Annotated in this window: 15 protein-coding genes; 9 read left to right on the top strand and 6 right to left on the bottom strand. The window is 39.6% G+C overall.

Annotated elements, in window-relative coordinates; all coding sequences use genetic code 11:
- Window positions 1-139 precede the first annotated feature (139 nt).
- From D0469_RS05930 to D0469_RS20990, 3 genes are all read right to left on the bottom strand, one after another.
- Window positions 140-796 carry a TVP38/TMEM64 family protein gene (locus tag D0469_RS05930; protein ID WP_117325724.1) on the bottom strand — a complete coding sequence of 219 codons (657 nt, stop codon included), beginning with the start codon at window positions 794-796 and terminating at the stop codon, window positions 140-142.
- 122 nt (window positions 797-918) lie between these two features.
- Window positions 919-1374 (bottom strand): YndM family protein, encoded by a 456-nt coding sequence (locus D0469_RS05925; protein WP_199478381.1) that lies wholly within the window; start codon window positions 1372-1374, stop codon window positions 919-921.
- A gap of 136 nt (window positions 1375-1510) precedes the next feature.
- The gene (locus tag D0469_RS20990) at window positions 1511-1669 is read right to left on the bottom strand and encodes a hypothetical protein (protein WP_158553364.1); all 159 of its coding nucleotides are present in this window, start codon (window positions 1667-1669) and stop codon (window positions 1511-1513) included.
- Between the two features lie 234 nt (window positions 1670-1903).
- On the opposite strand from D0469_RS20990, the gene D0469_RS05920 reads away from it, so the two are divergent.
- Complete coding sequence (locus D0469_RS05920; protein ID WP_117325723.1) at window positions 1904-2830, top strand: DMT family transporter; 927 nt, start codon at window positions 1904-1906, stop codon at window positions 2828-2830.
- A 449-nt stretch (window positions 2831-3279) separates the two neighbouring features.
- On the opposite strand, the gene D0469_RS05915 is transcribed toward D0469_RS05920, so the two are convergent.
- Window positions 3280-4326 (bottom strand): potassium channel protein, encoded by a 1047-nt coding sequence (locus D0469_RS05915; RefSeq protein ID WP_158553363.1) that lies wholly within the window; start codon window positions 4324-4326, stop codon window positions 3280-3282.
- A gap of 257 nt (window positions 4327-4583) precedes the next feature.
- Between D0469_RS05915 and D0469_RS05910 the strand changes: the two genes are divergently transcribed.
- On the top strand, window positions 4584-4775 hold the full coding sequence (locus D0469_RS05910) for a hypothetical protein (protein ID WP_117325721.1): 192 nt from the start codon (window positions 4584-4586) through the stop codon (window positions 4773-4775).
- A 466-nt stretch (window positions 4776-5241) separates the two neighbouring features.
- Here the strand turns inward: D0469_RS05910 and D0469_RS05905 are convergent, their stop codons facing one another.
- Window positions 5242-5442: a YozQ family protein gene (locus D0469_RS05905; protein WP_117325720.1), complete on the bottom strand. Its 201-nt coding sequence runs from the start codon at window positions 5440-5442 to the stop codon at window positions 5242-5244.
- A gap of 202 nt (window positions 5443-5644) precedes the next feature.
- Between D0469_RS05905 and D0469_RS05900 the strand changes: the two genes are divergently transcribed.
- The 7 genes from D0469_RS05900 to D0469_RS05870 all read left to right on the top strand — a co-directional run bounded on the left by D0469_RS05900 (window position 5645) and on the right by D0469_RS05870 (window position 12456).
- Complete coding sequence (locus tag D0469_RS05900) at window positions 5645-5743, top strand: YjcZ family sporulation protein (RefSeq protein ID WP_117325719.1); 99 nt, start codon at window positions 5645-5647, stop codon at window positions 5741-5743.
- A gap of 230 nt (window positions 5744-5973) precedes the next feature.
- Window positions 5974-7134: a DUF2515 family protein gene (locus tag D0469_RS05895; protein WP_117325718.1), complete on the top strand. Its 1161-nt coding sequence runs from the start codon at window positions 5974-5976 to the stop codon at window positions 7132-7134.
- Between the two features lie 75 nt (window positions 7135-7209).
- The gene (locus D0469_RS05890; protein WP_117325717.1) at window positions 7210-7500 is read left to right on the top strand and encodes a DUF3219 family protein; all 291 of its coding nucleotides are present in this window, start codon (window positions 7210-7212) and stop codon (window positions 7498-7500) included.
- A gap of 165 nt (window positions 7501-7665) precedes the next feature.
- The gene (gene mtnK, locus D0469_RS05885; protein ID WP_117325716.1) at window positions 7666-8889 is read left to right on the top strand and encodes an S-methyl-5-thioribose kinase; all 1224 of its coding nucleotides are present in this window, start codon (window positions 7666-7668) and stop codon (window positions 8887-8889) included.
- Between the two features lie 187 nt (window positions 8890-9076).
- On the top strand, window positions 9077-9718 hold the full coding sequence (locus D0469_RS05880; protein ID WP_117325715.1) for an L-fuculose-phosphate aldolase: 642 nt from the start codon (window positions 9077-9079) through the stop codon (window positions 9716-9718).
- Window positions 9719-10094: 376 nt separating this feature from the next.
- A complete protein-coding gene (gene proB / locus D0469_RS05875; RefSeq protein WP_117325714.1) occupies window positions 10095-11195 on the top strand; it encodes a glutamate 5-kinase in 1101 nt (366 codons plus the stop codon).
- Between the two features lie 13 nt (window positions 11196-11208).
- Entirely contained in the window at window positions 11209-12456 is a 1248-nt protein-coding gene (locus D0469_RS05870; RefSeq protein ID WP_117325713.1) for a glutamate-5-semialdehyde dehydrogenase, read from the top strand.
- Between the two features lie 37 nt (window positions 12457-12493).
- On the opposite strand, the gene D0469_RS21515 is transcribed toward D0469_RS05870, so the two are convergent.
- The coding region (locus D0469_RS21515; protein WP_233522955.1) for a hypothetical protein at window positions 12494-12758 on the bottom strand (265 nt) is incomplete at its 5' end.

Below are 12758 nucleotides of genomic sequence, written 5' to 3'. Positions count from 1 at the left end.
TTGAAAGAAGATTTCTCCTTGTAATAGGGGAATTCCTTTGCGCTTGACAAAACAAGCTTTGATTCGCCAAAGAAAGTGGGATACCTCCTTTTTTCCACCTTAAATGTCGATTGCTCAGGAGGAAAAAGTGGAAGAGTCCTTAGTCATCAGATCTTGTTGGTGTATAAGAGGGGACAGGGGAACTCTTTTCTGCAAACCATTTTTTATAAAAATATAAAATACAGATAACAAAAATGAAGTAAAAGAGGGCAACTATAAATAATTTGGACCAAGATGTCATTATATGTCCTCCGGTATAGGCGACAAAAAAGGCAGGAGGTATTTTTCCTAATGCCGTTGCAGTTAAATAGGTTAGAAAAGCAATTGCTGTCACACCTGAATAAATATTTACAACGGGAGGAGGAATAATGGGGATGATTCTGGCCAAAAAAACTGCTGCAAAAGCATTTTTCTCTATCATTCGCTGGAATTTTTCTATATGCTTAAACCTTCTTACATAGACCTTCAAAAAATCCGTCAATAGGTACCGTGCAAGCAGAAAGTAAATGGTACAGCTGATAAGACCGCCAAACCAAATAATAAAAGAACCTTGCAGCCAGCCATATTTAGCACCCATAATAACGGAAAAAAAGGTAAAGGGTATTACAGGGATTGTGGCAATAATAGCCGAGAATAGGAACATGAGAGGAAGATGCGCTTTTCCATCATCTTGGATCCATTGCCAAATATGCTCCTTATTGAAGAAGCCAATCAAGATAACCAATAAGTACATTATAAGGATAAGCCATTTTTTCACCAACAACCCTCACTTTAAAAATCCGGTGTCCTTATTCGGTGCTTCACTACAACTTAATCTTTACTTAAACCTTTGAAAAAACCCCTGCATTGCAGGGGTTTTTCAAGTTACCTTATGACCGATTATATTTTCGGCAATTGATCCTCGTCTCTTATGGTCATTTCTTCTGCCATTTCTGTTCCATAGGCCAGCTGCGGGCTTGTAACCCTTTGTTGTCTATCGCTGGCTTGTCCCTCAGTATCCTGGCTTTGTAGATATCGATGCACAAAAACTTCAACAGCAGTTACAATTGTGGCTGCGATAATACTTCCCCAGCCGATTTGCAAATAGCTATCAAGCAGCACGCTTCCAAAAATCCAAACACTAAGGTACGTAATCAGAAAATCCATCATTGTAGCGGTTGTATTGCCAAAATGGGGCAGGATAAACCGGTCAACGACAAAATAAGAGATTATTGTGACGACAGCACTAAAGGAAACAATATCAGCTATGGTCGCATCAAAAAACAAATCAAGTGCAATAGCAAACGCAGCTATACAAGTAATAAATTTAATTGTAATAATAGTTATATTTTTCAATGTCTGAACCTCCTTTTTCATTTTAGTTTTTACAAAAAAGGAAAATTCATACATTGGAAACAAACTATGGCGGATAATTGAAGTAATCAATTAGCCTAAAAGCCCATTTTCATTCTCTAAATTTTAACAGGAAACCTCAGTCTTCCCAGATTTGAATATTCAAGCTTCCATTCTTAATATCTTCTAAAACTGTTTCTAACTCCAGAACTGCATTTTTATATGATATATCCTCAAGTCCATTAATTTCTGTCAAACGGTTTTCTAAAACGCGAATAAGTTTCATTTTATCAATCATAATTATTTCTCCTCTACAGGTTTTTCATAGAGTTTTAGAAAATGTGCTTTAAATGTATTTTCTCATAAAAATAGGGGAATTTCGACATATTTTTTAGTTTTCTATCCTTTTTATGTTTATATTTGTTGAATTTGGGTATGCCATTGGAAAAATACATATCAAATATAAGAGCAAGATTTTGAATGAAATTCTTAAATAAAACTGCCATAATAAGAGATTGAAAGGGGGAGTAAGATGTTTCGTTTATATGCGGCTTTAATCAGCTTAAGCATGATTTGGGGATTGTCTTTTGTATTTATGAAATGGCTGCTTCCTTCAGCGGGAGTATGGGGAATTGTTTTCCTTCGCTGTCTGGCAGGATCTGCTGTACTGCTTCCTGTTTTATGGTGGAAGCGACGGGAGATTGATTGGAAGCTGCCATGGAAGGCTTTAATTGTCGTTGGCATCTTTAACTGCGGTATCGCTTGGGGCTTAATATCTTTAAGCGAGACGGCCATTAACAGTACCACCGCATCCATACTTAATGCAACAACTCCGATCTGGACGGGACTTATTGGATTTATTATATTTTCTTATGTCTTAACGGGACGGCAGTGGCTCGGAATATTTGTTGGCTTTATTGGCATACTTGTGCTGATGGATTTTCAATTCGGCCAATTATTTGGCAAGGAATTTATTGGAATTGGAACGATGCTAATCGCTTCCATAAGTTATGGAATGGCAGGACAGCTTACCAAGCGTTATCTTGCCGGGACAGGCGTGCTGGTTATAACGGTATTTACACTCCTGACAGGGGCAGTTATCGGATTCATTGGAATGATGCTTACAGAACCTGTAAGGCCTGCAGCACTGCTTGAACCTCTGACAATTTTTTCGGTAATCGGACTCGGATGCTTTGGTTCGGGGATCGGCCAGTTAATTTATTTTTATATCAATAAAAAAGGCAGTCCCGAACTGGCTTCTACTGTTACATACTTGATTCCGGCTAGTGCTATGGTCTGGGGCTATGTACTTTTGGATGAAAAAATAACACCCAATATCATAATCGGCCTGCTGATTATTTTTACAGGGGTATACATGTCTTCAAAAAAATCGAATAAGCCAGGCTCTCGGACAGGAAGTCATAACACATTACCAGCGGAAGTTCAGCAAGCAAATTAAGCATCAAAAATTGGGACAAATTTCAACGTGCTGATTTGACCAGAATACTGAAGAACGATACCATCTACATTGATGGTACATATATATTTTCACCTGAATAAACGGGGTATACCATGGTCAGTCACTTTAAATGGCATATAAAGTGACTGAATAAAGCATGTATAACAGGATTGGGGATATACAATACATGACGGGGGTAAAATGCCCAGTAGCAAGAAGAAACATAATATCCTTATGTGAAAATAATTAGGAGACTCAATTAATGACTGCTAAAGCACTTGCAGTCATTTTTCTTTGCTAATATCGACTATGAATTTAAAGCAGTCTAAATTGAGCAGCTATAGTATACATCAAATATGTATAAATATAGATGCTCTCATCAGCCCAGTTCTGTATCAAACCTTGGCACATTTATTGTTTTCGTAATGAACGAGATATCACTCGATTTTCTACTTCGTCATTTCACCATTTAGTTGGCGAAGTGTTTCTTTATCACAGATTACAAAAAGCTGCGCATTTTCTGGAATAGGATTGTCCAATTTTTTATTTATTTGGAGGTCACTATGGTCAGCGACAAGAGTGGCTCCCTTATCCAGGAGTTCGACAAAGGCGTCGCGATAAGTTTTCCAATGTGGCTGTCTTGCAATTTCGTACATGCCTTCTTCAAATTGCCTGCTCATTAATTCTGAATACATTCTAATAACACCATGATGGAACAGCGAACTGACAGCTGCATGGGAGATCATTTCATAAGTGGGGATAAATTCATCTACCTTTACGTGCTTGAATAAGCTGATATGCTTTTCGTTCATTACTTCTGCTGTCACATGGATTTCACTATGTGTTTCTTCCTCAATTGAGGTTATTGCTGTAGCAATAATTAGGGTTTTCCCATCAACGAGCAGAGGATCTTTTATTGCATAATTATCATAAATCGCTTTATCTGCAAAAATGATAACTCCTTTTGCATGCGGCAAATTTGCCTGCAGCAGGGTTTCTCTGTCCGTTGCATCACCGCGGACATAATGCACCCGCTCCTCTATGTAGGGCGCTTGCTTAAAATGGGAAATTATAACGACTTCAACTTTTAAATCCGAGCTAAGAATTTCTTCAATGGCAAATTTGGACTTTTCACTCCAGCCGACTAGTATGATATGGTCTTTTCCAGTGAATTTCATTCTCCCACCAACTCTATGTTTTTCGATTGTACTAACAGTTTGAATTATTTTCCCTATAAATACGCTCACCATTCCGATGCCTGTTAAATAAAGAATAATCGTAAATATTTTCCCGGCATCGGTAACAGGAGCATAATCTCCGAAACCAATAGTGGCAAGCGTTGTAAAAACCCAATACAACGAAGTTAAATATGATTCAAATGTCTCCGGTTCGAGCCAGTAGGCGATAAATGCGGCCATTATTATGTATAAAATGAAAAAGGGGAAAAAAATTCTGCCCTTTAGCTTTACTATGTAAAAGATCATTTTTCTTACCATTTCCATACATCCTATCCATTCTCATTGTCATGATCCTTATTATTTCCTATTTTTCCTAATAGTTTGCTCCTTTATCCCTGAAGCACTTTTCCCGACAAAAACCTGCTGTAAACCAATCCTATTAAAAGAACGAGAACAGTTATCCTGGCGGTTCAAAATTTAGACACACAGAAGACCTATTCACCATTAATTACCATACCATTTCACGTTAAAAGTACCTAAAATGGAGACAACAGGTAAAAAAGGGGAGAAACGAGATGGATACAAAAAAACTCGAGCATGCACTATTTTACTTACAAGAGCTAGGCTTAGAGCTTAACGAATACGAAAAGACAAATAGAGAAATGCCAATAGAAGACTATAAAGACCTGCTTTCCTATACAATTTCGCTGGTTAGAAGCGTTAAGGAATATTCTTCATCGATAAACAAAGAGCTTACAAACCAATAATAAAACAGGCGACAAGATAACCTTGGCCTTAGGCCACAACATTCGAGGGCTTTTTTTCCTAAGAAAAAAAGTTGCTGGTCGCATCAGCTAGACATCATAGAAAAGCGAAAGCGCCCTGATGAAAGGAAGAACGGCTAAGCCCCGCCACGTCCTGTGGCAACGCCGTTCTGACCCACGTCCTCACGAAGGAACATCGGCTAAGATCTGGCACGTCCTGTGCCAAACGCCGACGCCAGCACATCCTGTGCAAGTCCGACAAGCATAAGTCAAGCGCTGACAGAATGTGCTTTTTGCCTTCCGAAGCGATTGGCTTATGACCAGGGTTGTGACGGCTCTTGGTCACAACATTCGAGGGGCTGGGCGCTGCAGCTAGACATCTACACTTTTTAAAAAAGTTAAGTATTCTCTAATAAAATAGCCGGGCCCAGTTCTCCGCCGATAAAAACGGCGGGAAACTGGGCCCGGCTTATTTTTCAGAGCTTTTTCTCGGAATAGGTGGTGTATCGTTTGGATCAGGAGGGACAGCTTCACCGCCCATAAAATGGTCGCTTACTTGTTCATGGGTAGTTGCCAATCCGATTGAAACCTCATCATCTTTGTAATAATCCTCTGAATTATAGGTTCTGCCCGCTATTTTCAAACTGTTTTCCGTATCGTCTCTTTTCATTTCGGTAATCCTCCTTTCATCATTACATATAATTCTTCAAAGCCACCCAATTCATTCAAGTCTGTGTCTTTTCCTTTATAAGTGCTGAAATTGGGGGTTTGTTGATTTTTTCAAAATAGCTAACCAAAAAGTTTGCTTGTACATATACTACAGGGAAACTAAAACACTCATTAGTTACCCTTTATGAGGCAGGTGAAACTTTATGTCTGGTGGCGGATACGGATACGGCGCTGGCTTTGCCTTAATTGTCGTATTGTTCATTTTATTGATTATTATCGGCGCTTGTTACGGCGGATATTAATGTTCAGGAGGGCTTGTCATTATTTGCAAGTCCTCTTTATTATTATTCAGGTTTGTTCTGGAGAAAGGCATTGGTGATATTTAGCAAAAAGGGATTTCATTTTCATGAAGAGAAAAGCAATAACTCCAACCTCTCTTTCTAAGATGCACATTAATTCTGCTAACAGCCACTTTATTCGGCAAAATATTCCGTGAAATATACTCGCTCCATTCCGCGAAATAGTACAGCTCATGAACAAGATTGTTAAAAGTGTCAGGAGGTGCTTTTATATTTTCATTAATTCCATTGTATCATCTATACAGGACTGGTTTAGCGGCAAAGAAGCAGATGAAAGAGACATATTGGACGACAACAATTATAAAATATTAAGAACTTCCATAGAAAAAGAACTTATCAGCTCTAAAAATCAGCCTCAATGGCTGTTTCCCCAAGAAACAAAGCTTGTTCAATCTATTCGCGAAGATACAGCCAAATGGAACGTCAATAATATAACCAGAACAAAGGCATATTGGGCTTTTTACAATCGAAACCCTGAAGTGCATTGGGCTTTGTTGGCGCATATGGTATCCCGGAATGGCGGATATCATATGACCGATCTAAAGGGCTCGGCATTGGAACATCTGATAAAAGAAAAAGAGAAGCAAAGCTACTTTTTGTTTCTTGAACATTCCAATTCGGCCATTTTTTCGGATGCTTACCCTCAGCTGCTTTTATACGAACAGGCAAAAAGAACAGGGTTAAGCTTACGTAAGAATTTGCCGCTTTTTCATATTTCCCGATTTATGTATCCAGTTTGGGAAACATTTATAAAGGATCCAAATCCCTTGCTTCTGACAACCGCTCTTATTATTAATGAACAGCGAATGCTGCAGAAGAGGGTTCTCAGCAAGCAAAATCATGCAAATATTCTAAAGAAAATAGATTTTCAGCTACAAGAATTATTTGGATTGACAGCAGTTATTTTTCCACATAAAGAAGGACGGCAAGATCTTTATTCCTTAACAGGCGTAATTGTAAATCAGTTTCAAGATCCAAAAATGAGAATAATGACCGGAAAAAAGCTGTATCAATTATTATTCCAGGATCCAAAAATATATAAGGGAGTATGTCAATTTGCAGACAGTGTAACGCATACTGGCTCACGATCAGATTATTGGGATACTATCTTTACAAAGAATAAATTTGCGGGAAAAATCTATAGTCCGATTTTGGTCAATGCATGGAGCGATATTCCGCCAATGCAGCTATCCAAGGCAGATTGGTTTGATGATTCCAGCTATATCGAAGAGTTAAAAACCTATCCAATTATCCCTAAACAGGATATTACAGAAAAAGTCCTTGAAAATGTAAGCACTCTTCAATTGTTAAATGAGGTTAAGGGGATCATTTAACTAATCCGTTTACTTGAAAAAAGCGATTCATTAATGCTACTATTCCCTAATGAATAGATAGGGAGATGTTAATCAATGGCTGATCATATCTTGCTTAACTCGAAAAAAATTGAAATCAATAACTTTCGGGAAGAAAAAGTTTTATTGAACGGAAAAGAAGTCAAGAGAATTGTTGTGGATTTCCAGGTAAATCACAGCAACTATCATGACATCACTACACTTTTATATAAAAATGATTTTGATGTTGAAGTTCCTGAACGAAACTTGAGATTCAAAGGGACCATTCATAATTACTCGAGCTCTGTAACGAATTTGTACGAAGCTGGCGCAGTAGGAGATTTCCATTTAGAGCTGGTTGAACGATAAAATTAAAAACTAATTCGGCTAACCGCATGGACTTTCATAGTTCATGCGGTTTTTCTGTGTTGAAGAAGTAATAGCATACCAAAACGGCCATAAAATGTTAAAAGGATTTTAATTTTCCCCGCAGACAGCATGAAATTCATACACTCAGGATAAGGGGCTGTTAGCATGTCCAGATTTGATAGTTATTTTTTAATGAAGCCCAGTGATGTCATTGAATATATTTCAGAAAAAATGCCCGCATTTAAGAAAGAACATCAGCTAACCTGCACAGAGATTGGCGACGGAAATTTAAATTATGTATTTCGCGTAGTTGACGAAACTGACGGAGCTTCCATAATTGTGAAACAGGCAGGAGATACCGCCAGAATTTCAGATGAATTTAAGCTTTCCGCAAACCGGATCAGAAACGAGTCGAATATTCTGGCACTTCAGGCCAAGCTGGCACCGGGCCTGGTTCCCAAGGTATTTTTGTATGATGATAAGATGAAGTGCTGTATTATGGAAGATCTCTCAAACCATGTCATTTTGAGAACAGCTCTGCTTAAGTTCCAAGTTTTCCCGAATCTTGCTGATGATTTATCCACATTTTTGGTGCAAACACTGCTGATGACGTCAGATATCGTTATGAATCATAAGGTCAAAAAGGAACAGGTTAAAGCCTTTATAAATCCAGAGCTGTGTGAAATAACCGAGGATCTTGTCTACTCTGAGCCGTTCAATGATTATCAAAACCGCAATATATTGCTGCCAGAAAATAAAGCTTGGATAGAAAAGCATATCTATCAAGATAAAAAGCTTCGTCTAGAAGCTGCAAAGTTAAAGTTTGATTTTATGACAAATAGCCAAGCGTTGGTGCATGGAGATCTCCATACTGGTTCAATTTTTGTCCGTCACGACTCGACTAAAGTAATTGATCCTGAATTCGCGTTTTATGGTCCGATGGGATACGACATAGGCAATATTGTCGCGAATCTGATTTTTGCATGGACTAACGCTGCTTTCACGCTTTCTGAAGGAGCCAGTAAACCTTGGTTCACGGACTGGCTTGAGGAAACGATCACTCAGGTTATTGATCTTTTTTCTGAAAAATTTTTAGCAGGATGGAAAACGAATGCTGCCGAAATTATGGCGAAGGAAGAGGGACTTGACCACTGGTATTTAGAAACTGTAATGAATGATACTGCAGGCATTGCAGGACTTGAAATGATCCGACGTATAGTTGGTATCGCGAAAGTGAGTGATATAACTTCGATTGAAAACATAAAACTCCGTGTGAAAGCAGAACGTTTCTGCCTGCAAACAGCGAAGACTCTTATTATCAATCGGCAAAATTATAAATGTGGAAACGATATTATTAAGTTGATAAAGGATAATTTTATGAAATGTTAAAATTGCTCTAAACCTTCGATTTCTTTGGCTGTATAAACGATTGGGTAAATCAGACAAATAAAAGAAATCCGCTAAGTTAGCATGAAAGTACGATCGGTTTTCAGGAATAATCTCTATTATTGCTCACCAGATATTTTATTCGAAAAAGGATGAAATCCAGGCGGCAGCATCAAGGGGGAAATTCGTTTTGCTTTTACAAGCAGAAAGAGAAAAAGTAGTCGAGTATGGAGAAAAATTAATTTCGAGCGGGTTAACAAAGGGAACCGGCGGTAACATCAGCATATTTAATTCCGAAAAGAATCTAGTGGCCATTAGTCCGAGCGGAATCGATTACTTTCACACATCGCCTTCAGATGTGGTAATTATTAATTTAAATGGTGAAGTGGTTGACGGCAGCAGAAAACCCTCAAGTGAAAAAGCAATGCATCTGATTTTTTATCGAAACCGTCATGATATTAAAGCTATTGTTCATACTCATTCTCCATATGCAACAACTATCGCTTCACTAAGGTGGGAACTTCCGGCTGTAAACTATTTGGTTGCATTTGCCGGGCCAAATATTAGATGTGCACCTTATGAAACATTCGGAACGGAAGAATTAGCGATCAGTGCCTATAAAGGGATGAAGGATCGGCGTTCAGTTCTGCTGGCAAACCATGGACTCATCGCCGGCGCCCAAAATATTGAAACCGCTTTTACCATTGCAGAGGAAATTGAATTCTGTGCCAGAGTCTATTTTCAAGCCAAATGCATAGGCGAACCATCCATTTTATCGGATGAAGAAATGCAAGTTCTATCCAAAAAGTTTGAACAATATGGCAGCAAATGAGCTTTCAAAAGCAAGATTCATTTTTAAAATTTTAAATATTAAATCATCCTTGACACATAGCGTAATAGTCAGCATAATAAAGAAAATATGTTGAACGTTTATTGAAGGAATAGTATGCGTACCTTGACGCGACAGAGAGCGGGGTTTAATAGCTGGAAGACCCTGCCGCAGGAAAGCCGCAGAACCTGCCTTCAGAGTCCCGTGCAAAACATGGGCGCTGCCCTTAGCGTTATCAAGGTTAAGCGGGATGCTTTTGCATCCAATTAAGGTGGTACCACGGAAACTTTGCCCTTTTCGTCCTTTTCTATAGGATGAATTGGGCTTTTTTTAATATTAAAATAGATAAATTTATAGATTTTATTTTGGGGGAATACACATGGCAAAAAAAAGAATTGTCGTCAAAATAGGCAGCAGCTCTATCACCAATAGAAAAGGTGAGATAGACCTGGAAAAATTTATAGATCATATTCAGGCCATTGCTTCACTCCGTGCCCAAGGTCACGAGGTTCTCTTAGTATCTTCGGGAGCGGTTGCGGCCGGCTTTAAGCAATTGGGATATCCTTCACGCCCTGTTACTTTGAAGGGAAAGCAGGCTGCCGCTGCGGTGGGCCAAAGCCTTTTAATCCAGGCATACCGCGATCAGCTCAGCAAGTTTAGAATTGTCCCGGCCCAAATCTTGCTTACCCGAAATGATTTTTCAAAAAAAGAAAGGTACAAAAACGCCTATGCCACAATTTCAGAGCTTTTGGAACGTGGAATTTTACCAATTATTAATGAAAATGATACGGTTTCTGTCGCTGAATTGACATTTGGCGATAATGATATGCTTTCCGCTCTGGTCAGCGGGCTCGTCCAGGCAGAACAGCTGATTATTTTAACAGATATTAATGGGTTATATGATTCTAATCCGCGTGAAAATCCGTCTGCAAAAAGATACGGCTTTCTTTCAGCAATAACTGAAGAGATCCTGGCCGGTGCAGAAGGGACAGGTTCCAATCTTGGAACTGGCGGAATGAAATCCAAGCTTATAGCTGCAAAGACGGCCCTTTCACTCGGTGTCCGCATTTTTATTGGTAAAGGATCAGGCAGCCAAAAATTAATAGAGATTCTTGAGGGGCATGGTGATGGTACTTATATTGGGGGTGAAACGTTAGCTTCTGTTAACAGCAGCAAGCAGTGGATTGCCCTCCATTCACCTGTTTCAGGTAAAATCTTGGTTGATGAAGGGGCAGAACAGGCGCTAATTTTCAACGGAAAAAGTTTACTTCCAGCAGGTATTTCAGAAATAAAAGGAGTATTCAAAAAGGGAGATGTGGTAGAGGTTTTCGGTCCAAATGGACTCTTAGGAAAAGGAGAAGTACTTTTTTCATCGGAAGATTTGCAGCAAGTAATGGGGAAACGCAGTGACGAAATAGAAGGAAATGTTCTTTTTTCATCAATCGAAGTCATCCATCGCGATAAATGGGTTAAAGCATAAGGAGGAGATCTTAATGAGCGAGGTTAGAAAAAAAGGCGAGGCTGCAAAAAAAGCGAGTTTTTCATTAATCGGTATCTCGACTGATGAAAAGAACAAGGCACTGGGCTTTATCGCCGATCAGCTATTAACAGATGCCGATTACCTGATTGCCGAGAACAATATTGACCTGGAACAGGGAAAACAAAATGGTTACTCAGACTCTGTATTGGACCGCATGCTGCTTGATAAAAAACGCATTGAAGATATGGCAAGTGCTATCAGACTGCTAATTGAGATGGAGGATCCGATTGACGAAACTCTGGAAACAATTGAGAAGGCTAACGGATTAATGATCCATAAAAAGCGTGTCCCTATCGGCGTTATTGGGATGATTTATGAAGCGCGGCCAAACGTAACGATTGATGCTGCAACTCTTTCTTTGAAAACAGGAAACGCTGTAATATTAAGAGGCAGCTCTTCCGCAAAGTATTCAAATATTGCGTTAGTCAAAACAATCCATCAAGCCCTTCAAAAAACTGCGATTCCACTGGAGGCTATTCAGCTGATAGAGGATACCAGCCGAGAAACCGCTAAAGAGCTTTTTAACCTGAATGAGTTTTTGGATGTGCTGATTCCAAGAGGCGGGAAGACCCTGATTGAAACTGTTGTACGGGAATCAACGGTACCCGTTCTTGAAACAGGGGCCGGCAATTGCCATATCTATATTGACGAAACCGCTGAGTCAGCTATGGCTGAACGGATTGTATTAAATGGAAAAACTCAAAGGCCATCTGTTTGCAATGCGATTGAGACTATTTTGATTCATGAAAAATGGTTCGCCTCCCATGGGGAAAATCTGCTGACCATTCTGGAAGGAAACGGTGTGGAAATCTTTGGCGACGAAACGGTCTGGAAAGCTTTCCCTAAAGCGAAAACAGCAACTGAAGAAGATTGGGCAACTGAGTACTTATCACTTACAGTCAGTGTAAAGGTTGTCAGCAATACCGAGGAAGCCATTCAGCATATTAATACTTATGGCACAAAGCATTCAGAAGCTATTATCACACAAAACGAACAGCAAGCAAGCTTATTTCAAACCAAAGTAGATGCAGCCGCGGTTTATCACAATGCTTCTACCCGATTTACAGATGGCTTTGAATTCGGCTACGGTGCCGAAATCGGGATCAGTACGCAAAAGCTTCACGCAAGAGGACCAATGGGCTTGCCAGCGTTAACATCAAGCAAATATTTTATTTCCGGCAACGGGCAAATACGTGAATAATAAGAAAAGCGAAAGCGCCAGAAAAAAGAAACGTCGACTAAGGTCTGGCAGGGTTGAAATCTAAGGCCACTTCAACCTCCGTCCTGTGCCAAACGTTGAAGCCGGCACAGCCCCACAGAGGAAGAACGACTAAGATCGCCACGTCCTGTGCGTCGGGGCTTTCCTCAATCATTTTATGTATCAATTTTAAAATAGATTTTAGGATCGTCCCATAGTAAACGTTTAAAAGCCTGTTGATTGGAGTGGAAGGCGCGAAGACTCCTGCGGGAGCAGCGGGACAGGTGAGACCCCGCAGGAGCATT

This window comes from Peribacillus saganii (assembly GCF_003429095.1).
GTDB classification, from domain to species: domain Bacteria; phylum Bacillota; class Bacilli; order Bacillales; family DSM-1321; genus Peribacillus; species Peribacillus saganii.
This window is presented reverse-complemented; position numbering and strand designations above follow the sequence as displayed.

What these genes read in the sequence shown, in the direction of transcription:
- D0469_RS20990 (WP_158553364.1), bottom strand. Translation starts at nt 1,669, where the DNA reads ATGATTGATAAAATGAAACTTATTCGCGTTTTAGAAAACCGTTTGACA.
- D0469_RS05920 (WP_117325723.1), top strand. Translation starts at nt 1,904, where the DNA reads ATGTTTCGTTTATATGCGGCTTTAATCAGCTTAAGCATGATTTGGGGA.
- D0469_RS05915 (WP_158553363.1), bottom strand. Translation starts at nt 4,326, where the DNA reads ATGGTAAGAAAAATGATCTTTTACATAGTAAAGCTAAAGGGCAGAATT.
- D0469_RS05910 (WP_117325721.1), top strand. Translation starts at nt 4,584, where the DNA reads ATGGATACAAAAAAACTCGAGCATGCACTATTTTACTTACAAGAGCTA.
- D0469_RS05905 (WP_117325720.1), bottom strand. Translation starts at nt 5,442, where the DNA reads ATGAAAAGAGACGATACGGAAAACAGTTTGAAAATAGCGGGCAGAACC.
- D0469_RS05900 (WP_117325719.1), top strand. Translation starts at nt 5,645, where the DNA reads ATGTCTGGTGGCGGATACGGATACGGCGCTGGCTTTGCCTTAATTGTC.
- D0469_RS05895 (WP_117325718.1), top strand. Translation starts at nt 5,974, where the DNA reads ATGAACAAGATTGTTAAAAGTGTCAGGAGGTGCTTTTATATTTTCATT.
- D0469_RS05890 (WP_117325717.1), top strand. Translation starts at nt 7,210, where the DNA reads ATGGCTGATCATATCTTGCTTAACTCGAAAAAAATTGAAATCAATAAC.
- mtnK (WP_117325716.1), top strand. Translation starts at nt 7,666, where the DNA reads ATGTCCAGATTTGATAGTTATTTTTTAATGAAGCCCAGTGATGTCATT.
- proB (WP_117325714.1), top strand. Translation starts at nt 10,095, where the DNA reads ATGGCAAAAAAAAGAATTGTCGTCAAAATAGGCAGCAGCTCTATCACC.
- D0469_RS05870 (WP_117325713.1), top strand. Translation starts at nt 11,209, where the DNA reads ATGAGCGAGGTTAGAAAAAAAGGCGAGGCTGCAAAAAAAGCGAGTTTT.